This window comes from Nocardioides okcheonensis (assembly GCF_020991065.1).
In the GTDB taxonomy this organism is placed as follows: Bacteria; Actinomycetota; Actinomycetes; order Propionibacteriales; family Nocardioidaceae; genus Nocardioides; species Nocardioides okcheonensis.
Genome location: NZ_CP087710.1, coordinates 206,552 through 228,003 on the forward strand (window position 1 = coordinate 206,552; position 21,452 = coordinate 228,003).

The following is a 21,452-nucleotide window of genomic DNA, read 5'->3' on the forward strand; positions in this document are numbered from 1 at the left end:
TCCTTCACTCCGCCATGCGACGGAACTCGATGTGTTCGCCCCGCGCCGCGAAGCGCTCGCAGGCGGCCCGCAGGTCGGCCTCGTCCTCGGAGTCGATGAGGTAGAAGCCGACGACCTGCTCAGCCGTCTCGGGGAAGGGTCCGTCGCTCACGAGCAGCTGGCCGTCGTCGCCGGGGCGCATCGACGTCGCCCGGTCCGAGGGCTCCAGCGGACCGGCGGTGACCAGGACGTGGCCACCCGCCTTGAGGTCCTCGTGGAACTGACCGTGCGACTGCATCCCCTTGTCGTGCTCCTCGGCTGGCAGCTCGGCCCACTCGGCCTCGGGTGCGGGAAGCAGGATCAGGTAGCGACTCATGGGTGCGGATCTCCTCCTGGAGGCGTCGGGCCGCGGGTGCGGCCTCACCACTGTGACGGACGACGGCGTGCCGGATCGACACCCCACCCCGAGGTTTCTCGACGCGCGTGGTCGGACCCACCAAGATGGGGCCATGGCCAACCACGAGAGAGCCGGACAGCCCGCCCGCACCGAGGACCTGGTGGACGTCGCCCACCTCGTGACGGCCTACTTCGACCTCGAGCCCGATCCCGACGACGTGTCGCAGCAGGTCGCCTTCGGCACCAGCGGCCACCGCGGCACGTCGCTCACCACCTCGTTCAACGAGGTCCACATCGCCGCCACCACGCAGGCGATCTGCGACTACCGCCGCGAGCAGGGCTACGACGGCCCGCTGTTCATCGGCCGCGACACCCACGCGCTCTCCGAGCCGGCGTGGGCGACGGCGCTCGAGGTGCTCGTCGCCAACGACGTGACCGTGCTCGTCGACGACCGCGACGGCTTCACCCCGACTCCTGCGGTCAGCCACGCGATCATCCGCGCCAACCAGGGGCGTACGACCGGAGGCGGCCTCGCCGACGGCATCGTGGTCACGCCGTCGCACAACCCGCCGAGCGACGGCGGCTTCAAGTACAACCCGCCCCACGGCGGCCCCGCCGACTCGGACGCCACCTCCGTCATCGCGGCGCGCGCCAACGAGCTCGTCCGCGGCAACATCGCCGGCGTGAAGCGGGTGACGTTCGCGAAGGCGCGGGCCGCGGTCGGCACCTACGACTTCCTCGGGCACTACGTCGACGACCTGCCGGGCGTCGTCGACCTCGACGTGGTCCGCGACGCCGGGGTCCGGATCGGCGCCGACCCGCTCGGCGGAGCCAGCGTGGCCTACTGGGGAGAGATCGCCGAGCGTCACCGCCTCGACCTGACGGTGGTCAACCCGCTCGTCGACCCCACGTGGCGGTTCATGACGCTCGACTGGGACGGCAAGATCCGGATGGACTGCTCGTCGCCCTACGCGATGGCGTCGCTGGTCGGGCGCAAGGACGACTACGCCATCGCCACCGGCAACGACGCCGACGCCGACCGGCACGGCATCGTGACGCCCGACGCGGGGTTGATGAACCCCAACCACTTCCTCGCCGTGGCGATCCAGCACCTCTTCGGCGGCGCCCGCCCGGGCTGGCCCGACTCGGCCCGGATCGGCAAGACGCTCGTGTCGAGCTCGATGATCGACCGCGTCGCCGCGTCCATCGGCAAGCCCCTGGTCGAGGTCCCGGTCGGCTTCAAGTGGTTCGTGCCCGGCCTGATGGACGGCTCCTTCGGCTTCGGCGGCGAGGAGTCGGCGGGCGCGTCGTTCCTGCGCCGCGACGGCTCGACCTGGACCACCGACAAGGACGGGCTGCTGCTGGCGCTGCTGGCCAGCGAGATCCTCGGCGCCACCGGACGCACCCCGAGCGAGCACTACGCCGACCTCGTCGCGCAGCACGGCGACCCGGCCTACGCCCGCATCGACGCCCCCGCGTCGCGCGAGGAGAAGGCCAAGCTCGCCGCGCTGTCGCCCGACGACGTGGCGGCGACGACGCTGGCGGGGGAGGAGATCACCGGCAAGCTCACCGAGGCGCCCGGCAACGGCGCGAAGATCGGGGGGCTCAAGGTCACCACCGAGTCGGCCTGGTTCGCCGCCCGCCCGAGCGGCACCGAGGACGTCTACAAGATCTACGCCGAGTCGTTCCGCGGTCCGGAGCACCTCGCCGAGGTGCAGGCCGAGGCGCGCGAGGTGGTGGCCGCGGCGCTGGGCTGACCGGCGCCGGGCCGACCGGTCAGAGGCCGCCGACCGGGCCGGCCTCGATCGGCTGGCGCTCGGCGCCCCAGTGGGCGCGGGCGCCGTCGTCCGCGGTCGGCTCGGGCTCGCCGTCGATCGCGGCGCGCGAGAAGCTCACCGCCACGATCGAGTCGAGGCGCACCAGCACCTGGTGGCCGTTGCCGTCGTCGAGGATCACGCCGAGGCCGTCGGCGCCGACGATGACGCCGTCGAGCCAGGTCCCGGACACCAGCACCCGCACCGGCGCGGCGGCGTCCTGGGCGTGGCGCAGCAGGGTGCCGACGGTGAACAAGGTGCTGGACTGGCTCGACAAGGTGGACCCCCCTCAGATCCCGTCCACCCTAGGCCGGGCCACGCCCGCCCCGCGTGGACTTGGCCCGATCGTGACCGAACGTCGCCCCGCGATGGCCCGTTCGGGTCACGGCCGGGTCAGACGACCGGCGTCGCGCGGTCGACGACCGCCCGCAGCCCACCGCTCGTCAGCATCCCGTACGTGCCGCCGTAGCCGGCGTCGAACCGGCTGCCGCAGAACGCGTCGGCGACCTCCGCCGGGGCGAAGCGGACCAGGAGCGAGCCCTGCAGGCACGCGGCCATCCGGCCGGCGAGCCGGCGCGCGCCGGACTCCAGCCCGCCGGTGTCGCCGAGCAGCGACAGGGTGTCGTCGACCGCCCGGTCGAGCCGGCTGTCGGCGCCGCGGGCGGCCCCGACCTCGGTGATCCAGGCCTGCAGCACCTCGGGCTCGCGGCCCAGGGCGCGCAGCACGTCGAGCGCGTTGACGTTGCCCGACCCCTCCCAGACCGAGTTGAGCGGCGACTCGCGGAACATCAGCGGCAGCCCCGACTCCTCCACGTAGCCGTTGCCGCCGAGGCACTCCAGCGCCTCGGCCACCATCGCGGGGGTGCGCTTGCACACCCAGAACTTCGCGAGCGGCAGCGCGATGCGGCGCAGCGCGACCTCGTGCGGGTCCTCCGGCCGGTCGACCGCCGCCGCGAGCCGCATCGCGAGCGCCGTCGCCGCCTCCGACTCGACCGCGAGGTCGGCGACGACGTTCTGCATGAGCGGCTTGTCGACCAGGAGCCCGCCGAAGGCGGAGCGGTGCGCGACGTGCCACGACGCCTCGGCCAGCGCGTGCCGCATGAGGGCGGCCGAGCCGAGGACGCAGTCGAGGCGGGTGGCTGCGACCATCTCGATGATGGTCCGCACGCCGCGGCCCTCCTCGCCGAGGCGCTGCGCGAGGGTGCCGTCGAGCTCGAGCTCGCCGGAGGCGTTGGACCGGTTGCCCAGCTTGTCCTTGAGCCGCACCACGTCGATCCGGTTGCGGGTGCCGTCGGCGAGCACCCGCGGCACGACGAAGCAGGTCAGCCCGCCGTCGGCCTGGCCGAGCACCAGGAAGACGTCGTTCATCGGCGCCGAGGTGAACCACTTGTGGCCGTGCAGGGTGTACCACCCGTCGTCCGCGGTCGGCCGCGCGCGGGTGACGTTGGCGCGGACGTCCGAGCCGCCCTGCTTCTCGGTCATCCCCATGCCGGCGAGGGCGCCGGTCTTCTGCGCGGAGGCCCGCACCCCGGGGTCGTACGAGCGGGCGGTGAGGAGCGGCGTCCACGCGGCCGCGATCGCGGGGTCGGTCCGCAGCGCCGGGACGGCGGCGTAGGTCATCGAGATCGGGCAGCCGTGTCCCGGCTCGGTCTGCGACCAGGCCAGGAAGCCGGCCGCCCGGCGCAGGTGCGCGTGCGGGTCGCCGGCCTCCTGCTGCTCCCAGGGCGCCGCCTGCAGCCCGTGCGCGACGGCCCGGTCCATCAGCCAGTGCCACGACGGGTGGAAGTCGACCTCGTCGACGCGGTTGCCCCAGCGGTCGTAGGGGACCAGCACGGGGTGGTGCCGGTTGGCGAGCACGCCGTGCTCGCGTGCCTCGGCCGAGCCGGCCTCGCGACCGAGCGGGGCGAGGTCGTCGACCAGGGCGGCGGACCCGTGGCGCACGAGCGCCTCGGTGAGCGCGGCGTCGGAGGCGACGACGTCGTGGCCGACGAGGGGCGGGGCCTGGTTGGTGGCCGAGCGCAGGTCGGGGGAGGTCATGGGCACACCGTAGGCGGGCGGGCGGCGCACGGCCCGGATTCGCCGGGAGGGGGCCCCACCTCGGTAGCGTGGCCTGGTGGTCGAGGCGCGCGAGGACATCCCTGCCCCGCGCCGGGTCGAGGTCCTGGTGCGTCGGTGGCGCGAGCACCTGTGGCGCGTGATCGTGACCACGGTCGGCGCGTGCCTGCGGCACCGGGTCACCGGCCTCGCGGCGGAGGCGGCGTTCTTCGCCGTGCTGTCGGTGCCGCCGCTGGTGTTCGCGCTCGCCGGCGCCGTCGGCTTCGTCAGCGAGCGCTTCACCGACACCCAGGTCGAGGACGTGCGCAACGCCGTCCTGGAGGTGTCGCGCCAGGCCCTGACCGAGCGGGCGGTGGACAAGATCATCGAGCCGACGATCAACACCGTGCTCAACGGCGGGCGCTACGACGTGATCTCGATCGGCTTCATCCTGGCCCTGTGGTCGGGCAGCCGAGCGCTCAACGTCTTCGTCGACACGATCACGATCATGCACGGGCTCGGCGGCCACCGCGGGATCGTCGCGACGCGGGCGCTGTCGTTCGTGCTCTACGTCCTCGCGATGGTCACCGGAGCGGTGAGCATCCCGCTCGTGGTGGCCGGCCCGACGCTGGTCGACCGGCTGGTGCCGCAACGGCTCGACTTCCTCAACGCGCTCTACTGGCCGGTCGTGCTCGCGGTCTGCATCTGCTTCCTCGCCACGCTCTACCACGTGTCGGTGCCGGTCCGGACGAGCTGGAGCTTCAACCTCCCGGGCGCGGCCTTCGCCCTGGTCTGCTGGATCGCCGGCTCGTACGTCCTGCGCTGGGTGCTGACCGTGACCGCCGCGGAGTCGCGGACCATCTACGGCCCCCTCGCCGCGCCCATCGCGGTGCTGCTGTGGCTCTACCTGCTGGCGCTCGCGGTGCTGATCGGCGCAGCGGTCAACGCGGCCTTCGACACGGTCTTCCCGCAGAAGAACACGATGCGCGCGCGGCGCGAGCTGGTGCAGCGGCTCCGCACGCGCATGGGCGTGAAAGACTCCTGACCGTGCAGCACGCGAGCAACCACCCCAGCGTGGGTCGGGTGTCCCTGCCGGAGCGGGTCCGGTCGCCGTGGTGGGAGCTCGGGCGCCGGGTGCTGCTGGCGCTCGCGATCCTGGTCGGGACCTGGATGCTGGTCTGGCTCGACCGCGACGGCTACCGCGACGGCAACGACCCCCTCAACCAGATCAGCCTGCTCGACGCGTTCTACTACACGACCGTCACGCTCAGCACGACCGGCTACGGCGACATCGCGCCGGTCTCCGACGCGGCCCGACTGGTCAACGCGCTGGTCATCACGCCGGCGCGCATCGGCTTCCTGGTCCTGTTGATCGGCACCACCCTGGAGGTCCTCGCCTCGCAGGGCCGCGAGATGTTCCGGGTCTCCCGGTGGAGGAAGAAGATGGACGAGCACGTCGTCGTCGTCGGCTACGGCACCAAGGGCCGCAGCGCGATCGAGACCCTCGTGAGCAACGGCTACGACCGTGCCGCGATCGTGGTCGTCGACCCCGGGGTGGTGGCGATGGAGGAGGCGAACCGCGACCAGCTCGTCGGCATCGCCGGCGATGCCACCCGCCGCGGCGTGCTGCGCCAGGCGGGGGTGGAGAAGGCCACCCACGTCATCATCACCACCGACCGCGACGACTCCAACGTGCTGGTCACCCTCACCGTGCGCCAGCTCAACCCCGACGCCTGGATCACCGCGTCGGTGCGCGAGCAGGAGAACGTCTCGCTGATGCGCCAGTCCGGCGCGAACTCGGTGATCACCTCCTCCGACGCGGTCGGCCGGCTGCTCGGCCTGTCGTCGATGTCGCCGATGCTCGGCTCGGTCATGGAGGACCTGATGACCTACGGCGACGGCCTCGAGGTCGCCGAGCGCGACCTGCTGGTCAACGAGGTCGGCAAGCAGCCGCAGCGGCTGCCGGACCAGGTCATCGCGGTGATCCGCGACGAGAAGGTCTACCGCTACTTCGACCCGGTCGTGTCCCTGCTCGCCCGCGGCGACCGGCTGATCGTCGTCCGCCCGGCCAAGGAGCTGCCGTGGGCGCCGCGCCCCGGCACCCACGGCGAGGACACCTCCGACGAGGACGACTGAGGTCGGCGCGGTCCCGTGATCTGCTCGCACCGCCACCGCTTCGTCTTCGTCAAGACCCGCAAGACCGCCGGCACCAGCCTCGAGATCGCGCTGTCGCGCCACTGCGGCCCCGACGACCTCGTCACCCGGATCAGCCCGGAGGACGAGGTCCTGCGCGCGGCCGCCGGGGGAGTGGGTCCGCAGCACGACGACACCAGCCCGTCGTCGTACGCCCACATGGGCGCGCGGCGGGTGATCGAGGTGATCGGCCGCGAGACCTGGGACGCGTACTTCACCTTCGCGGTCGAGCGGAACCCGTTCGACGTGGTCGCCTCGTCCTACCGCTACAGCGCCCGCAAGCCGACCTTCACCAAGACCTTCGCCGAGTTCGTCCGGACCCCGCGGCGCATGGAGCGGCTCGCGCTCAACGAGCGGCTCTACCGTCTCGACGGGCGGATCGTCGTCGACCAGGTCTACCGCTACGAGGACCTGCCGGCCGCGGTCGCCGACCTCTCCGCGCGCCTCGGCCTCGAGCTGGACCTGCCGCACGCCAAGCAGGGGAGCGGCCCGCACTACCGCGAGCTCTACGGCCCCGGCGACGCCGAGATCGTCGCCGAGCGCTTCGCACGCACCATCCGGCACTTCGGCTACGAGTTCTGAGGCGCGTCTTCCCGGATCAGCAGATACATACCCAGGGTCAGGGCGTCCTTGACTATGCTGACGGCACTAGCCAGAGGCGTCTGACGAGGAGAAGTTTGACGATGCGTGTTCGTGCCCGATCGACGGCCAAGCAGTAGTGGCGCGCTTCTTCCCGAGCCGCCTGATGGGGTCGAAGGTTACCTACGGCGAGCGGATGGTATTTGAGCGGCTGCACGATCTCGATGACTCTTGGGTCGTCCTGTCAGAACTTGAGTTCTTGCATGGCCGAGAAAAGGGTTCTCGTCTTCGTGAGGGGGAAGCCGACTTTGTTTTGCTGCACCCGAAGCGAGGGCTCCTCCTTTTGGAGGTAAAGGACGCTCGGTATCGAGTAGAAGGCCGTCAGTGGTACCGGCTGCCGAAATCTGGCGCGGAGTCCAAGGATCGAAGCCCGTTCATTCAGGCACGCGACAATCGGCACAGAATCGACAAGATGTTGGTAGACGCTGGCGTAAGGATGGTCCCAAGCGGGTACGCGGTCTTTTTCACGGCTGGCAGGCCATCAGGACGCTTGGGACCTGAAGCTCCGAGCGAGATCGTCGTGACCAGGGACCAGTTCGACGACGTTCCAGTGCGAATTCAAGCCATCACTAGTCATTGGGCAGCTGGGTCTTGGAAAAGTCCCCAAGACTTCGAACTTGCAGTTCGCACCTTAAGCCCGACAGTCGTCATGGACTCAGGCATCGACTACCAAGTAGACGTATCGATAGGCGAGCTCGACAGACTGACAAATGCGCAGGTTGCATTGACGCACCGCCAACTGGAGGCCGTGCGCGCTACGGCCGCCGTGCCCCGGAGTCTTGTACTTGGCGCAGCCGGAACCGGTAAGACATTCGTCGGATACTCGTACGCTCGCGAGCGTGCACGCGCAGGGATGAGGGTCGCCGTCGTTGGCACACCTTCTCAGCTCCGGCTGGTCACCCGCCGGAAGTTGACTTCCCAGGGCATAATCTGCGGCGAGCCGTACGATGTACTGTCAGACATATACGGTTCCGCCGTTGCAAACCAATACCTTGGTGCTTCGCTCTGGGAGACAGCGCTCGATCTCGTTGAAAAACACGGGCCGCGAATCGATTGTCTTATCGTCGACGAGGCGCAGAGCCTCGATAGCGACCTGCTCGAAAGCATGGGCGAGCTGGTTACGGAAGATGGACAGGTTGTACTTCTCGCGGATCCATATCAAAAGGACTCATCCGGAACATGGCGGCCTCCCGGGACGTTTGAAACTTTTTGGCTGACAGAAAACTGTCGAAACACCCTCCCGATCGCGCGCGTTGTGTCGCGAGTCGCTGGCATGCAAACCCCCGCGAACGGTGCGCCTGGCGGCATGCCAGTGTTCAAGGTCGGGAAAAGCAATTTCTGGGATTTTGCAGTGAATGCTATTTCCAGCGATCTACAAAAGCTCGCCCCGTCGGACATTGCCGTTCTTACACGTACCGCGCCCGGCGCACGGCGCGCGTACGAGGCTTTGCAGCGAGGAGGTTTCCGCGCCAGTACTCGGCTAAGCAGTGACCGCATTTCAGTTTTCTGCATAGAAGAATTCCGAGGGTGCGAGGCGAAGTACGTGGCCTATTTAGCCGAGGATTACGATTCGGCCGACATGCGTACGATCGACTACTTGTCTGTTAGCCGAGCCTGTGGCCACTTGGTGATTGTCGTGGAAGACGCGGCGCCCTGGACGTCGCTACAGCATCTTTTTGAACCGCAGGAGTGGACCGAGTGACGTTGTTTGACGAAGTATCGACATACCTCTCCGCAGAGGGATGGTCTATTGACATGTCCAGAGTCGACATTGGCTTCGTGAGAGCATCGCGAGCTGGCTTCGGCGGCGGCCGTGATCAAGTCTCGATATGCTGTCCAGATACTCCGCCGGCAGGATGGACGGCCAGCGGCACGGCAATCCTGAATCGTTTCGTGAGCGAAAAGGCCGGGGGTGAGAGGTTCCTACTTGTCGAGTCGCGCGAGGGTATGTCGCAGGAGTTTCAACGGCGCGCCCGCTTCGACTTCCAAGTAACCATCAGGACTCCCATTCAGTTTTTTGATGCATCTTTTCGCTGGGACGCACAATCCCGCGATGGCGGCTCCATCGCACCCAGTGCTGCGGCTCGCCTTAGATCGGACGGCGAGTCTCAGGCCAAGAAGCGAACTAAACAGCCCTACATTGCTGAGGGTCGGGATGAGCCAGGCGAAGACATCCTGCAAGAACTGACCAAGTTGTTCAGGTCTTCGCGACCTTGGCCTGCTCCAGTACTCCTTGTCACGGCGCCGGCTGGCTACGGAAAGAGCATGTTGTTCGGGTCGTTGTACGCGAATCTGTATTCAAGCTTCCAGGCGGACAAGCGGGAACAGACGAAAGCGCGGCGTCCGTTCCCAATTCTTCCTGAGTATGCAGCTGGAGCAAGTGGTCCGACGTTGAAGGGCCTGATGGAGTCCTTCATCCAATCTGACATTGCCAACCGAATTGGCCTGCCAACCTTCGAATGGATGCTCGGCAACGGTTACGCGTGTCTGCTCCTTGATGGACTCGACGAGTTGATTTCGCGAGACCAAGGCTTCTTCGAGTATCTCGAGGACCTGTTGACCCGTGATACGCCAGCGTCGCCACGAATTCTAATTTGCGTTCGTGATTCTCTACTGAGTGCAAGTCAAGGGCTGCGAGACTTCATCGTGGATTCTGCCGGCCTCGTGCAGCAGTACCAGATTTTGCCTTGGGACGAAACGACAGTTACTGAGTTTGGTCGCAGGAGGCTTGGCGGTGAGGATGCGCAATTTCGTGAGGCGCTTTCCCGTCCAGACGTTCTTCGACTGTGCTCGACGCCTTACTACGCTGAGCTTTTGGCAGACAAGTTAAAGGGCCAGAGTGACGGCCGCGTTGATGATTGGACCGAGGCTCAACTCGTCGAGGATGCGTTAACCGCGATTGTTGACCGGGAGTATGAGAAGGGCCTCCTGCTCGAGAAGTTTGTTGATCGCCAAGACGTGCTTGATGTAATTGAGGATGTCGCGATCATGGAACTGGAGAATGGTGCACGCGGAGTACCGGTTGACGACATCACCGATCTGGCGCAGGTGATCGTCGACGAAGAGGTTTCTGATGACATCAAAGAAGATCTCGATCTACAGTTCACGCAACTTTCGGTATTTCAGCGGGCGACTGAGATTGGTCGCGTCCGGTTCGCCCAGGATACAATCTACGAGTATCTCGTAGGGAAAAGGTCTGTCCGTCTGTTTGATTCGGATCCAAGAAAGTTGGCGGAGGTGCTTGGCTGGAGGCGCATGCCGCCAGATTCAATCTCACTTCGGTTGTTGCGAGATCATGTCGAGGCCCATGGGGCGCACAACAGCCTTCAAAGCCAGTTGTCAAATGCTGCGTCAAGGCCGATCGCATTTGTGAATCTTTTGCAGGTGGCGATTGGCATCGCAGGCGGAGAGGGGGTGCTTCGCGAAGTCTCGCTAGAGCGCCAGGACCTGTCTGGGGTTGCTTTCCGGAATCTCAGGCTGTCGGGTGTCTCGATGAGGGGCACCAACTTGGAAGGTGCGCTGTTTGAATCGTGTGACCTCAAGGATGCCGATTTCAGCGAAGCCAGCCTTCATCAGACGCGGTTTCGGAACTGCCAGGACTCGCTTGCGCTCGCCGAGTTCGGCTCTCTTGCTGGATTCGTCTCGGTCAAGGTCGATGACGACGTTGCTATCGACGCAGTGGATGAATTTGTGCGGCTGATTCGACGTCAGGTCGAGGGGGACCCCGTTCTGGGCCCGTGCGCGGCGGCACAGCAGCTGCGACTGATGATGCTCAAGTACATTCGACCGGATGGCAAGCCGCGGCGCGATTGGAACAGTCAGAAGACGCTGCTCTCGGGCCGTCGCGTGGCCGACCCCGGAACGGTTTTGAAAGCCGCAACCAGGTTCGGTTTGCTTACTAAGCAAAGTGGCCGAGACGAACGGTACGATCGTGCGTCGGGCGACCTATACGCGGAGACGGTGACATTCGTCACTACTCTCCAACTGGGAGACACCGTTCGTGACTTGTTGGAAGAAGTTTGCGCTATTGAAGGTTGCCAGCACGTCGTCGAGTTAGACTGATATCAGGATAAGAGGTTCCCTTTTTTGGGAGCGTTCAGTTGCGCTGCTGAGCTGCGCACTGAGGTGTTGTTGGGATGAACCATGGTTCTGCCGGTTCTCCGTTAGTTGCGCAATTGCGTCAGATCTCTTGACCTGTGGTGCGACGGCGGAGCGCTGGTAGCTGACAGTGGAGTGAAGCTGCTGGCCGTGGTTGCCGTGGTCGGTCGACTTTTCACGCCCGCCGGTGCGATCGACGTGAATTACACGATTGTTATTCACTCAACGGCGTGGCGCGCTTGACTTCTGCCCCATACGATCGCCAATCGTGCACCAAAGGCCACATGAATCCCACGCGTCACAGAGGCGTGTCGTCGCCCTGTCCGCGGTCGGACACGTCGCGCGCCGTGCTGCGCGCACGGCGCTGCTGGCCACCGGTGTGCTCGGCCTGCTCCTCGCGGTCGTGCCGAGCACGACCACCCGGATCGACCTGGTCACCTCGACGTACCTGTGCACCGGCTACCAGGGCTGCCAGGACGCCGGCTTCGGCAACGCCGGCTACCGGCAGGCGTCCTCGACGATGTACTGGCGGATGTACGCCGGGCACAACTGCACCAACTACGTCGCCTACCGGCTGATCCAGAACGGCATGCCCGACGCCCGTCCGTGGTCGGGCGACGGCAACGCGTCCAACTGGGGCACCGCGATGGCCTCGATCACCGACCAGACCCCGACGGTCGGGTCGGTCGCCTGGTACAAGCCGCACGTGACGCCGGCCGGCTCCAACGGCCACGTCGCCTACGTCGAGCAGGTCATCTCCCCGACCGAGATCATCGTCTCGGAGGACTACTGGGGCGGCGACTTCTACTGGCGGCGGGTGACCAAGACCGGCGGTGGCTGGCCGACCGGGTTCATCCACTTCAACGACCGCGTGGTCACCCCCACGACGCCGCCCACCATCTCGGGCTCCCCGATGGTCGGCGCGCCGCTCGAGGTGGCCGGCGGGGCGTGGACGCCCGCGCCCACCAGCGTGAGCTACCGCTGGCTCGCGGACGGTGCCGCGATCCCCGGCGCCACCGGGCCGGCGTACGTCCCGACCCCCGACGTCAAGGGCAAGACGCTGACGGCGGAGGTGACCGCGGCGCTGAGCGGCTACACCCCGGGCGAGGCGACCCTCGCCACCGCACCCGTGGCGCCCGGCACGTTCACGCCCTCGCAGCTCCCGACGATCCAGGGCAACCCTGAGGTCGGCACGACCCTGTCGCTCACGGCCTCGGCCTGGACCCCGCAGCCCGCGAAGACCGAGACGCAGTGGTACGCCGACGGCAAGCCGCTCGACGGCGCGACCGGCTCGTCGTTCACGCTCACGCGCGACCAGATCGGCGCGGCGATCAGCGCACGCGTCATCGCCAGCGCCAAGGGCTACAAGAAGTCGCGGTCGACCGCAGCGGCGACGGCGCCGGTGCTGGCCAAGCAGGTCGCCCTCAGCAGCCAGTCCCGCGTCAAGGGCACGCCGCAGGTCGGCCAGCGCCTCCAGGTGCGTCCCGGCACCACGAGGCCCACAGGCGCCACGACGACGTACCGCTGGCTCCGCGACGGCAAGCCCGTCGCCAAGGCCACCCACGACACCTACACGGTCCGCAAGGGCGACCTCGGGCACGCGATGTCCGTCGAGGTCACCCACGACCACCGCCACTTCCGCGCCATCACGGAGACGATCGCGGTGCCGGCCGTCACGACGACGCCCAAGGTCAAGGTCCGCGCCGAGGCCACGCGGCGCAAGGTCGTCGTCGAGGTCCGCGTCAAGGCGGTCGGGGCACGCAAGCCGGCCGGCGCGATCACGATCGCCGTCGGTGGTCGGACGGTGCAGGGCGAGGTCGTCGACGGTGTGGTGCGCCTGGTCCTCCGCGACCTCAAGCCGGGCACGAAGAAGGTGGTCGTGCGCTACGCCGGCACCAACGTCGTGCAGGCGGCCGTCGCACGCACGACCGTCGTCGTCCCGCGAGGCAAGAAGTCCTGACCAGCGCGGCGCGCGCGAGGTCGCGACCTGGGCTGGACCGATCGGATCGTGGAGCCCTCGAGCCACCAGGTGGCACGACGGCTCCACGTTCACGTCGAGGACGCGTCGAGCGACTGACGCGACCGCCTCGGACCGCCTAGCATCTGGCCACTGCATCACGTTCGGGGGAACACGTGCTCAACCGCCTCGCGGCCGTCGTGGTCGCCGCAGCCGTCTTCGCTGGGTTCGCACCCGCAGCCGCGCACGCCGACGACCCGACCCGCATCCTCATCGTCGGGGACTCCATCACCCAGGGGTACCGCGGCGACCACACGTGGCGCTACTTCGCCCACCAGGCGATCACCGGCGCCGGCACCGCCGTCGACCTCGTCGGCCCCCGGACCAGCACCTTCGACCCCGCGCAGGGCGGCAACACCGTCAACTGGCACTACGACGGGCCCGACGCCTACGCCGACCCGGCGTTCGACCAGCAGCACGCCGCGTACTGGGGGCAGCGGCTCGGCGCCTCCTGGATGCGCGAGCCGATCGGCGACCTCGCGGCAGCTGCCCAGCCGAACATCATCGTGTCCAACCTCGGCATCAACGACCTGTCCGACGGGACCGCCGTCGCGCTCATCGACGGCTACCGCCAGTGGGTGGCCGACGCTCGCGCCGTGAACCCCGACGTCGACCTCGTCATCGGCGAGATCCCCCACGCGTGGGTCTACGCCGGTCGCCCCGCCGAGTTCAACGCGCTCATCGACGACCTCGCAGCCGAGCTCACCACTGTCGGGTCGCGTGTCGAGGTGTTCCGCGTCGAGGGCTTCACGCGGGCCGACACGTGGGACGGCATCCACGTCAACGAGTCGGGCGAGCGGAAGTACGCCCGCGCCGTCACCGCGGCCCTCGGTCGCCTCGGTGTCGCCTCGGCTGCCGTCCCGGACCCGGTCGTGCCGGTCGTCCAGGAGCCCGTGCCCGGGGTGCCTGCCGAGCCGCAGGTCACCGCCCCCGCTGCCACGGCGCCCCCGGTCGCTCGGGCGGCTCGCCCAGGCCGCGTGTCGGCGCGGAAGGTCGGCGACCAGGTGGTGGTGCGGTGGCGCGCGAGCGCGTCGGCGGAGTCCTACCGGGTGAGGTGTGGGCGGCGGGAGGTGAAGACCTCGGGGACGACGGCTCGGCTCCGGAGCGGGGCGCCCTCGTGCAAGGTCCGTGCGGTCAACGACGCGGGTGCGTCGCCGTGGGTGACGGTGCGAGTCCGCCGCGCTCGACCATGAGGGAGCGGCCCGGCCACGGGTCCGGACATGCGAAAGGGCCCCGGATCTCTCCGGGGCCCTTCCGTGCTGGTGGGCGATACTGGGTTTGAACCAGTGACCTCTTCCGTGTCAAGGAAGCGCGCTACCGCTGCGCCAATCGCCCGTGTTGAGTTGTGTGCGAGGTGGGTACGGGATTTGAACCCGTGTAGACGGATTTGCAGTCCGTTGCCTCGCCTCTCGGCCAACCCACCGTGGAGGCCCACGTGTGATGGGAGACCCCTCAGAGCGGACAACGAGACTCGAACTCGCGACCTCAACCTTGGCAAGGTTGCGCTCTACCAACTGAGCTATGTCCGCCTGTTCTCCGGAGCGGCTGACCGCTCCTTGGAACGAGTGGAACAGTAGTACATGGCTCGCGCGGGTCCAAAATCGGGTCCCCCCGGGCGTGTTCGCGCGGCCCCTAGAGTGACCGCATGCGCGCATGGATCGACGGGAACCTGCTGTCCGACCCGGGTCAGGGAGCGGTCGCGGTCACCGACCACGGCTTCACCGTGGGCGACGGGGTCTTCGAGGCGGTCAAGACGATCCACGGCACGCCGTTCGCGCTCACCCGCCACCTCGCCCGGCTGGGGCGCAGCGCGGCCGGGCTCGGCCTCCCCGCCCCCGACGCCGACCGGGTCCGGGAGGGGGTCGCGGCGGTGCTCGCCGACGGCGCGGACCGCGACGCGATGGGGCGGCTGCGGATCACCTGGACCGCGGGACCGCACCCGATGGGCTCGGGTCGCGGCGGCGGGCCGCCGACCCTGGTCGTCGCCTACAGCGCGATCGAGCCCGCGCCCGCGGCCACGACGATCGTCACCGTGCCGTGGACCCGCAACGAGAACGGCGCGACCGCCGGGCTCAAGACCACGTCGTACGCCGAGAACGTCATCGCGCTCGCCCACGCCCAGCGCCACGGCGGGAGCGAGGCGGTGCTCGCCAACACCGCGGGCGACCTGTGCGAGGGGACAGGGTCCAACCTCTTCTACGTCCTCGACGGCGAGCTGCGCACCCCGAGCCTGGCCTCGGGCTGCCTGGCCGGGATCACCCGCGAGCTGGTCGTGGAGTGGTGCGGCGCCCGGGAGGTCGACCAGCCGCTCGCGGACGTGCGCGACCGGGCGAGCGAGGTGTTCCTGGTGTCCACGACCCGCGACGTGCAGGCGGTCTCGCGCTGGGACGACCGCGACCTGCCGGCCCCCGGCCCGGTGACGGAGAGGTGCGCGGCGACGTGGGCCGACCGGGAGGCTGGGAGCATGGACCCGTGAACAGCCCGGTGAACCCCACGGAGTCCTCGCTCGACCCCGCCGTCTCCGCGCGCATGCGGCACACGGCAGAAGGCCTGGTGCCGGTCGTGGTGCAGCAGCACGACACCCGCGAGGTGCTGATGCTCGCTTGGGTCGACGACGAGGCGCTCGCCCGCACGCTCGCCACCGGCCGCGCGACGTACTGGTCGCGCTCGCGCCGCGAGTACTGGGTCAAGGGCGACACCTCGGGCCACGTGCAGCACGTCAAGGAGGTCCGCCTCGACTGCGACGGCGACACCCTCCTCTTCCTGGTCGACCAGGAGGGCGCTGCCTGCCACACCGGCGACCGCACCTGCTTCGACGCCGACCTGGTGCACCGCGTCGATGGCTGACCCCGCGCTGCGCCGCACGTTCGGCCCCGTCGTCCTGCTCGGCCTCGCCGCGGCCGGCCTCGCCGCCACCGCCGGCACCAAGCCCTGGGTCTCCGGCCGCTCGGGCGCCGTGGACACCGACCAGGGCGCCGAGATGACGTCCGTGCTGTCGCTCGACTCGGCGCGCGACGCGCCGCTCGCCGGTGCGCTCGCGCTGGTCGTCCTGGCCTGCTGGGGCGTGCTGCTGGTGACCCGCGGCCGGTTCCGACGGGTGGTGGCGGTCGTCGCGCTGGTCGCGGCGCTCGGGACGCTGGTCGTGACGATCGAGGCCGCCCGCAGCCTGCCGCCCAAGCTCGCCGACGCGCTGGTGGAGGCCTCGGGGAGCGACGAGGTCACCACGTCGACCACCGGCTGGTACGTCGCGGCGCTGGTCGCCTCGGTGCTCTGCGTGCTGGCCACCGCCGCGGCGGTGCGACTGGTCGGGAGCTGGCCGGAGATGGGCACCAAGTACGACGCGCCGACCGGCGGGCGCGGCAGCGGCCGGGTGGACGCAGGGGAGGGCACCGGCGAGGTGCCCGCCGAGAACATCGACATCTGGAAGGCCCTCGACGAGGGCCGTGACCCGACCGCCTAGACTTCGGCGCGCACGCACCGGATCGACGAAGGAGCTCAACCATGGCTGGTGGCCACGGCAACACCCCCGCTGCTTGGACCGGGGTCTCGGTCGCGATGCTCGGCTTCGTCCTCGGCAGCGTCGCGCTGCTCCAGGTCCCGACCCAGATGACGCTCCTGTGGATCGGCATCATCGTCGCCGTGGTGGCCTTCCCGCTGTTCCTGGTGCTCTCGAAGCTCGGCTTCAACAGCTCCGACCACTGATCCACACCGACCGGACCACCGGGGCCGCCGGACGTCCGGCGGCTGGGCACCGGTGCCGGTGCGACTGGTGCCGGGTGAGAGGCTGAGGGCATGCCTGCGTCCGGTTCCGTCCTCGACGACATCGTCGCCGGGGTGCGCGAGGACCTCGCCCGCCGCGAGGCCGCGCTCCCGCTCACCGAGCTGCTCGCCCACCTCCCGGAGGCCCCGGCCCCGAGGGACCCGATGCCGCACTTCCGGGCCCGCGGGGCGAGCGTGATCGCCGAGGTGAAGCGGCGCAGCCCCAGCAAGGGCGACCTCGCCGCGATCCCCGACCCGGCCGACCTCGCGCGCGCCTACGAGCGCGGGGGAGCGGCGGCGATCTCGGTCCTCACCGAGGAGCGCCGCTTCGGCGGCAGCCTGGCCGACCTGCGCGCCGTGCGCGCCGCGGTCGAGACCCCGCTGCTGCGCAAGGACTTCATCGTCGAGACCTACCAGCTCGTCGAGGCCCGCGCCGCGGGCGCCGACCTCGCCCTGCTCATCGTCGCGGCGCTCGACGACGACACGCTGCGCCGCCTCCACGACGAGGCCGGCGAGCTCGGTCTCACCGTGCTCGTCGAGGTCCACGACGAGGCCGAGGTCGAGCGCGCCCTGGCCCTCGACGCCGAGCTGGTGGGCGTCAACAGCCGCAACCTCAAGACCCTGGCGGTCGACCCCGACGTGTTCGGGCGCCTGGCCCCGCAGATCCATGCCGACGTCGTCAAGGTCGCCGAGAGCGGCATCACCGGCGTCGGCGACGTGCAGCGCTTCGTCTCGGAGGGGGCCGGCGTCGTGCTGGTCGGCGAGGCGCTCGTCAAGGACGGCGACCCCGAGGCCGCCGTACGAGCCATGACAGGAGTGACCGCACCGTGAGCGTCCCCACCAGCCCCACCGCGCCGATCCGCTACGAGGCCGACGAGCGTGGCTACTTCGGCGAGACCTGGGGCGGCCGGTTCATGCCCGAGGCCCTCGTCAAGGCGCTCGACGAGCTGACCGTCGCCTGGCAGGACGCGATGGCCGACGAGGCGTTCGTGTCCGAGTTCGAGCGTGTGCTGCGCGACTACGCCGGCACCCCGAGCCGGCTCTACCACGCCGAGCGGCTCTCGCGGCAGGTCGGCGCCCGCGTGCTTCTCAAGCGCGAGGACCTCAACCACACCGGCGCCCACAAGATCCGCAACGTGATGGGCCAGGCGCTGCTCACCAAGCGGATGGGCAAGACCCGCGTGATCGCCGAGACCGGCGCCGGCCAGCACGGCGTCGCCAGCGCCACCGCGGCCGCGTGGTTCGACCTCGACTGCACCGTCTACATGGGCGCCGTCGACACCCGCCGCCAGGCGCTCAACGTGGCCCGCATGCAGCTGCTCGGCGCGAAGGTGGTGCCCGTCGAGTCCGGAAGCGCGACGCTCAAGGACGCCATCAACGAGGCGCTGCGCGACTGGGTCGCCAGCGTCGACCACACCGCGTACCTCTTCGGCACCGCGGCCGGCCCGCACCCGTTCCCCAGCATGGTCCGCGACTTCTGCCGCGGCATCGGCGACGAGGCCCGCGAGCAGTGCCTCGAGCAGTACGGCGTGCTGCCGGACGCCGTCGCGGCGTGCGTGGGCGGCGGCTCCAACGCGATCGGCCTGTTCACCGCGTTCCTCGAGGACGAGGGCGTCGAGATCCACGGCTTCGAGCCGGGCGGCGACGGGGTCGAGACCGGCCGGCACGCGGCCACCATCCACGCCGGCGAGGCCGGGGTGCTGCACGGCGCCCGCACCTACGTCCTGCAGGACGAGGACGGCCAGACGGTCGAGTCGCACTCGATCTCCGCCGGCCTCGACTACCCCGGGGTCGGTCCGCAGCACTCGTGGCTCGCCGCCATGGGCCGCGCCACCTACACCCCCGTGACCGACCGGCAGGCGATGGACGCGATGGCGCTGCTCAGCCGGACCGAGGGGATCATCCCGGCGATCGAGTCGGCCCACGCGGTCGCCGGCGCGCTCGACGTGGCGCGCCGCCTCGGCGAGGAGAAGGGCCCCGACGCGACGGTGATCATCAACCTGAGCGGCCGTGGCGACAAGGACATGGGCACCGCCATCGAGTGGTTCGGCCTCGGCGACGCCGAGGGCGAGGCCGAGCCGGTCGTCGCGACGGCCCCGGGGGAGGAGGCCTGATGGCGTCGACCACCACCGCCTTCGAGAAGGCCCGCGCGGAGGACCGCGCGGCGCTCGTCGGCTACCTGCCCGCCGGGTTCCCCAGCGTCGACGGCTCCATCGCCGCGCTCCGCACCATGGTCGAGGCGGGGTGCGACGTCATCGAGATCGGCCTGCCCTACAGCGACCCCGTCATGGACGGTCCGACCATCCAGGCTGCCGCCCAGCAGGCCCTCGAGCGCGGCATCCGCACCCGCGACGTCATCGACGTCGTCCAGGCGGTCGCCGAGACCGGTGTGCCGACGCTGGTGATGACCTACTGGAACCCCGTCGAGCGCTACGGCGTGGAGCGGTGGGCCACCGACCTCGCCGCTGCCGGCGGCGCCGGGCTGATCACCCCCGACATCACCCCCGACCACGGCGGCGCGTGGTCCGCCGCGGCCGACGCCCACGACCTCGACAAGGTCTTCCTGGTCGCCCCCAGCTCCACCGACGAGCGGATCGCGATGACCTCGGCCGCGAGCCGCGGGTTCGTCTACGCCGCCGCCGTCATGGGCGTCACCGGCGCCCGCGAGGCCACGTCCGACCTCGCCGGCCCGCTGGTCGCGCGCGTCCGGGCGAGCGGCGACATCCCCGTCGCGGTCGGCATCGGCGTCAGCACCGGCGACCAGGCCGCCGAGGTGGCCGGCTTCGCCGACGGCGTGATCGTCGGCTCCGCGTTCGTGCGGGCGCTGCTCGACCACCCGGACGACGAGGCCGCCGGGCTGGCCGCGCTGCGCACGCTCACCGAGGACCTGGCCGGGGGCGTACGTCGTGGCTAGGCCGCGCGCCCTCGTCCTGGCCGCGCTGCTGCCGCTCCTCGCCGCCTGCGGTGGCGCCGGGGCGGCGCAGGGGACCGAGCTCACCGGGACGGTGCTGGACCCGCCGTTCGAGGTCTCCTCGACCCCGCTCGTCGACACCGCCGGCGACGCCTTCAGCCTCACCGACGACACCGACAAGCCGCTGACGCTGGTGTTCTTCGGCTACAGCAACTGTCCCGACATCTGCGGCCAGGTGATGGCGACGCTCGCCGGGACGCTGGCGCGGCTCGACGACGCGCAGAAGGACGACCTCGACGTCGTCTTCGTCACCACCGACCCCGCCCGCGACGACGAGGCGACCACCGCGAAGTACGTGGAGGCCTTCGACCCCTCGATCATCGGGCTCACGGGCGACCTCGACGACATCGTCGAGGTCGGCACCAGCCTGGCCGTCGGCATCGACAAGGGCGAGAAGCTGCCCAGCGGTGGCTACGACGTCACCCACGGCACGCGTGTCTACGCCATCGACGGCGACGACGAGTCGCCGATGATGTGGGACCAGGACGTCTCCCAGGCCCAGCTGGCCCACGACGTCACCGTGCTGCTCGACGAAGGATGATGCTCCCCATGACCTCCCCGCTGGTGACGCTGATGTCGATCCCGAGCCCGGCCCAGGGCGTGTGGCACCTCGGCCCGGTCCCGATCCGCGGCTACGCGCTGTGCATCATCCTCGGCATCGTCGCCGCCATCTGGATCGGCGAGAAGCGCTGGGTCGCCCGCGGCGGCGCCCCCGGCGAGGTCAGCGACCTCGCGATCTGGGCGGTCCCGTTCGGCCTGGTCGGCGGCCGGCTCTACCACGTGGCCACCGACTGGGAGCTCTACTTCGGCGAGGGCAAGAACCCCGTGACCGCGCTCTACGTCTGGCGCGGAGGTCTCGGCATCTGGGGTGCGATCGCGCTCGGCGCGGTCGGCGTGATGATCGGCTGCCGCGCGCGCGGCATCAAGGTGCTGCCGCTGCTCGACGCGCTCGCCCCCGGCGTGCTCGTGGCCCAGGCCCTGGGCCGCTGGGGCAACTGGTTCAACCAGGAGCTCTACGGCGGGCCGACCAACCTCCCGTGGGGCCTCGAGATCGACGTCGCCCACCGCGAGTCGCGCTACCTCGACGTCGCGACCTATCACCCGACGTTCCTCTACGAGTGCCTGTGGAACCTCGCCGCCTTCGCCGTCCTGATCTGGCTCGACCGCCGCTTCCGCCTCGGCCACGGCCGGGTGGTTGCGCTCTACGTGATGCTCTACACCGCCGGTCGCGGGTGGATCGAGAACATGCGCATCGACGAGGTGCAGCTCAACGACGTGCTCGGGCTGCGGCTCAACGTCTGGACCTCGATCGTGCTGTTCGTCCTCGCCACGGCGTGGTTCGTCTGGTCGGCCCGTCGCCACCCCGGCCGCGAGGACGTCGTGCGCACGAAGCCGCCGCTCGGCGAGGAGCCCACGGCCGAGGTCGAGGAGCGCTCGACCGCCGATCCCACGGCCTGAAACGTCGCGCGCCGGCCGGTGGCCCCGGTGATAGGTTGCGCAGTGCTCGGGCCAACGTCGTCCCCAGCGGATGTGCCCACTCCTTGCCCCGACC

Annotated in this window: 20 protein-coding genes and 3 tRNA genes; 17 read left to right on the forward strand and 6 right to left on the reverse strand. The window is 69.6% G+C overall.

Annotated features, from left to right (window positions below):
* Positions 1-4: 4 nt before the first annotated feature.
* A complete protein-coding gene (locus LN652_RS00940; RefSeq protein WP_230442853.1) occupies positions 5-355 on the reverse strand; it encodes a YciI family protein in 351 nt (116 codons plus the stop codon).
* Positions 356-488: 133 nt separating this feature from the next.
* On the opposite strand from LN652_RS00940, the gene pgm reads away from it, so the two are divergent.
* Positions 489-2,132 carry a phosphoglucomutase (alpha-D-glucose-1,6-bisphosphate-dependent) gene (pgm, locus tag LN652_RS00945; protein WP_230442854.1) on the forward strand — a complete coding sequence of 548 codons (1,644 nt, stop codon included), beginning with the start codon at positions 489-491 and terminating at the stop codon, positions 2,130-2,132.
* Positions 2,133-2,151: 19 nt separating this feature from the next.
* Here pgm and LN652_RS00950 read toward each other — a convergent pair whose 3' ends face one another.
* Positions 2,152-2,466 carry a hypothetical protein gene (locus LN652_RS00950; protein ID WP_230442855.1) on the reverse strand — a complete coding sequence of 105 codons (315 nt, stop codon included), beginning with the start codon at positions 2,464-2,466 and terminating at the stop codon, positions 2,152-2,154.
* Positions 2,467-2,582: 116 nt separating this feature from the next.
* Entirely contained in the window at positions 2,583-4,226 is a 1,644-nt protein-coding gene (locus LN652_RS00955; protein WP_230442856.1) for an acyl-CoA dehydrogenase family protein, read from the reverse strand.
* A gap of 76 nt (positions 4,227-4,302) precedes the next feature.
* On the opposite strand from LN652_RS00955, the gene LN652_RS00960 reads away from it, so the two are divergent.
* From LN652_RS00960 to LN652_RS00990, 7 genes are all read left to right on the forward strand, one after another.
* Positions 4,303-5,268 (forward strand): YihY/virulence factor BrkB family protein, encoded by a 966-nt coding sequence (locus LN652_RS00960; protein WP_230442857.1) that lies wholly within the window; start codon positions 4,303-4,305, stop codon positions 5,266-5,268.
* Between the two features lie 2 nt (positions 5,269-5,270).
* Positions 5,271-6,359 carry a potassium channel family protein gene (locus tag LN652_RS00965; protein ID WP_230442858.1) on the forward strand — a complete coding sequence of 363 codons (1,089 nt, stop codon included), beginning with the start codon at positions 5,271-5,273 and terminating at the stop codon, positions 6,357-6,359.
* A 15-nt stretch (positions 6,360-6,374) separates the two neighbouring features.
* Positions 6,375-6,998 (forward strand): hypothetical protein, encoded by a 624-nt coding sequence (locus LN652_RS00970; protein ID WP_230442859.1) that lies wholly within the window; start codon positions 6,375-6,377, stop codon positions 6,996-6,998.
* A 136-nt stretch (positions 6,999-7,134) separates the two neighbouring features.
* Positions 7,135-8,757 carry a nuclease-related domain-containing DEAD/DEAH box helicase gene (locus LN652_RS00975; RefSeq protein ID WP_230442860.1) on the forward strand — a complete coding sequence of 541 codons (1,623 nt, stop codon included), beginning with the start codon at positions 7,135-7,137 and terminating at the stop codon, positions 8,755-8,757.
* A 191-nt stretch (positions 8,758-8,948) separates the two neighbouring features.
* A complete protein-coding gene (locus LN652_RS00980) occupies positions 8,949-11,117 on the forward strand; it encodes an NACHT domain-containing protein (protein ID WP_230442861.1) in 2,169 nt (722 codons plus the stop codon).
* Between the two features lie 439 nt (positions 11,118-11,556).
* On the forward strand, positions 11,557-13,113 hold the full coding sequence (locus LN652_RS00985) for a CHAP domain-containing protein (protein ID WP_230442862.1): 1,557 nt from the start codon (positions 11,557-11,559) through the stop codon (positions 13,111-13,113).
* Positions 13,114-13,286: 173 nt separating this feature from the next.
* A complete protein-coding gene (locus tag LN652_RS00990; protein ID WP_230442863.1) occupies positions 13,287-14,363 on the forward strand; it encodes a GDSL-type esterase/lipase family protein in 1,077 nt (358 codons plus the stop codon).
* A gap of 67 nt (positions 14,364-14,430) precedes the next feature.
* Here the strand turns inward: LN652_RS00990 and LN652_RS00995 are convergent.
* From LN652_RS00995 to LN652_RS01005, 3 genes are all read right to left on the reverse strand, one after another.
* Positions 14,431-14,505: transfer RNA gene (locus LN652_RS00995), tRNA-Val, on the reverse strand.
* A gap of 17 nt (positions 14,506-14,522) precedes the next feature.
* Positions 14,523-14,593, reverse strand: a tRNA-Cys gene (locus LN652_RS01000).
* Positions 14,594-14,626: 33 nt separating this feature from the next.
* Positions 14,627-14,699 (reverse strand) — tRNA-Gly (locus LN652_RS01005).
* A 116-nt stretch (positions 14,700-14,815) separates the two neighbouring features.
* Between LN652_RS01005 and LN652_RS01010 the strand changes: the two genes are divergently transcribed.
* From LN652_RS01010 to lgt, 9 genes are all read left to right on the forward strand, one after another.
* Positions 14,816-15,646, forward strand: coding sequence for an aminotransferase class IV (locus LN652_RS01010; protein ID WP_230442864.1), 831 nt, complete (start codon positions 14,816-14,818; stop codon positions 15,644-15,646).
* Between the two features lie 53 nt (positions 15,647-15,699).
* On the forward strand, positions 15,700-16,017 hold the full coding sequence (gene hisI / locus LN652_RS01015) for a phosphoribosyl-AMP cyclohydrolase (RefSeq protein ID WP_230444794.1): 318 nt from the start codon (positions 15,700-15,702) through the stop codon (positions 16,015-16,017).
* Entirely contained in the window at positions 16,010-16,630 is a 621-nt protein-coding gene (locus LN652_RS01020; protein WP_230442865.1) for a Trp biosynthesis-associated membrane protein, read from the forward strand. The genes hisI and LN652_RS01020 overlap by 8 nt, the downstream gene beginning before the upstream one ends.
* Before the next feature lie 41 nt (positions 16,631-16,671).
* On the forward strand, positions 16,672-16,872 hold the full coding sequence (locus LN652_RS01025; RefSeq protein ID WP_230442866.1) for an HGxxPAAW family protein: 201 nt from the start codon (positions 16,672-16,674) through the stop codon (positions 16,870-16,872).
* A 90-nt stretch (positions 16,873-16,962) separates the two neighbouring features.
* Positions 16,963-17,760: an indole-3-glycerol phosphate synthase TrpC gene (gene trpC, locus LN652_RS01030; RefSeq protein ID WP_230442867.1), complete on the forward strand. Its 798-nt coding sequence runs from the start codon at positions 16,963-16,965 to the stop codon at positions 17,758-17,760.
* An 83-nt stretch (positions 17,761-17,843) separates the two neighbouring features.
* Positions 17,844-19,043, forward strand: coding sequence for a tryptophan synthase subunit beta (gene trpB, locus LN652_RS01035; RefSeq protein WP_230444795.1), 1,200 nt, complete (start codon positions 17,844-17,846; stop codon positions 19,041-19,043).
* Complete coding sequence (gene trpA, locus LN652_RS01040; RefSeq protein ID WP_230442868.1) at positions 19,043-19,843, forward strand: tryptophan synthase subunit alpha; 801 nt, start codon at positions 19,043-19,045, stop codon at positions 19,841-19,843. Before trpB ends, trpA begins: the two co-directional genes overlap by 1 nt.
* On the forward strand, positions 19,836-20,441 hold the full coding sequence (locus LN652_RS01045; protein WP_230442869.1) for an SCO family protein: 606 nt from the start codon (positions 19,836-19,838) through the stop codon (positions 20,439-20,441). The genes trpA and LN652_RS01045 overlap by 8 nt, the downstream gene beginning before the upstream one ends.
* 8 nt (positions 20,442-20,449) lie before the next feature.
* Positions 20,450-21,358 carry a prolipoprotein diacylglyceryl transferase gene (gene lgt / locus LN652_RS01050; protein WP_230442870.1) on the forward strand — a complete coding sequence of 303 codons (909 nt, stop codon included), beginning with the start codon at positions 20,450-20,452 and terminating at the stop codon, positions 21,356-21,358.
* Positions 21,359-21,452: the final 94 nt, after the last annotated feature.